The sequence below is a fragment of the Gemmata algarum genome (genome assembly GCF_034097035.1).
Lineage (GTDB): Bacteria > Planctomycetota > Planctomycetia > Gemmatales > Gemmataceae > Gemmata > Gemmata algarum.
Window position 1 is genome coordinate 1 of record NZ_JAXBLV010000075.1, and the last position, 1,574, is coordinate 1,574.

Here is a 1,574-nt window from a genome sequence, read left to right on the forward strand (position 1 = left end):
ATCACTCCTCCCGGCGCCACCCCCTTCCCTTTAGGGAAGGGGGCCGGGGGGTTAGGTTGCCTTCCCCCCCTCCCTTCAGGGAGGGGTTGGGGGTGGGTTGTCTTCGGTTCTGCTCCCCCTTCCCTTCCCGCCGGCCCACGGAAGCTCCGCTGACCGGGCCGGCGAGCACGCCGAGGGGGCCGGGGGTTAGGTCTTCGCCCCGCGCCCCCGCACCGTCCCCCCGAGCGACATGCGCCGCGTACCGGCGGGCCAGAGGCCCGCGCTCCAGTACCACCGCCGCTAACCTTCACCCCGCCGGCGCGAGCCGCGTCACCGCGCGGGTGGCGCGGACCACCCCGCCGCGCGTCGCCTCCGGCACCCAGAACGCTTCCGCCGGCCCCGACCCGGTGTAACGGAGGTTACAGCACCAGAACACGTGCGTCCGCTTGTTCCGCGCGCCGGCCCGCGTCGCCACCGGCGCGAACCCCAGCGCCGACCAGAACCCGCCCGCCTCCAGGTCCGCCGCGCACCACAGGGACACCTGACCGACCGTCACCGGCAGCCGGTCCGCGAACGCCCGCACCAGACCCGTGCCCAGGTGCCGGCGCCGCGCGTCGAAGCTCACCGCCGCCTGATAGATCACGGCCACGTCCGCCCGCCGGTGGTAGCGGGGCGCGGCGTACAGGTACCCGGCGGGGGTGTCGTTCTCCAGCGCCAGCAGCACCCGGCCGCGGTCGATGGCCTCGCCCAGCGCCGCCCGCGACAGGAACCCGATGGCGTGGTGGTGCAACCGCTGGAGGTGATCGAGGAACGTCCAGTCCCCCGACACCGCCGGGCGAACCAACACGGGCGCAGGATCGGGAACCGGAGCCGGCGCAAGAAGGGTGCTCATCCCCGGCCGATGTCACGGGCCGGCGAGAAGGTGGGGGCAGGGCGGCAACAACCATCCACTCGATGCCAAAGATGATGATCAACCCGTCCCGGGAACTCACCCGCGGCCCCGGGCGCCCCGCCCAGCGGATGGGCTCATCCGGCGGCACCTCACGATCGAGGGCCGCGCGGAGCGAGCGGGCCACACTCAAGACCCAAGACAACCGCCCCCCGGCCCCTCGTCGCGCGCCGGCCCGGTCAGCGGAACAACCTACCCCCCAACCCCCTTCCCTTCCGCCGGCCCGGTCAGCGGAGCTTCCGTGGGCCGGCGGAAGGGAAGGGGAGCAAGACAACCCACCCCTAACCCCTCCCTGAAGGGAGGGGAGTAAGAACCACCGCACACCCGGGGCGGGATCGGTGCGCCGGTGTCTTCCTCCCCTCCCTTCAGGGAGGGGTTGGGGGTGGGTCGCCCCGCGAGCGCGTGAACGTCCCGGGGGCCGTGAGTGCGGCTCAGCCCTTGCGCTTCTTCTGTAACGTTGCCGCAAACGACCACGCCCCGGCCGGAGCCGGGGCGCGGGGGTGCGCCACGTGCGTATCGGGTTTAGCTCGGCGGGCTCGGCGGAGCGGTGCCGCCCATCCCGAGCCGTGCTTGCAGCTCGGCCAGTAGCTGTTTCGCTGCCTCGTCCGACAGCGCCTTGGCCCCGGCCGACACGACCGCGGCCTTG

The 1,574-nt window shown here is 73.3% G+C and carries 1 protein-coding gene; it reads right to left on the reverse strand.

Features of this window, described 5'->3' with window-relative positions; genetic code table 11:
* Nucleotides 1-286: 286 nt before the first annotated feature.
* Nucleotides 287-826, reverse strand: a complete 540-nt coding sequence (locus tag R5W23_RS07635; protein WP_320685822.1) for a GNAT family N-acetyltransferase — start codon at nt 824-826, stop codon at nt 287-289.
* Nucleotides 827-1,574 lie beyond the last annotated feature (748 nt).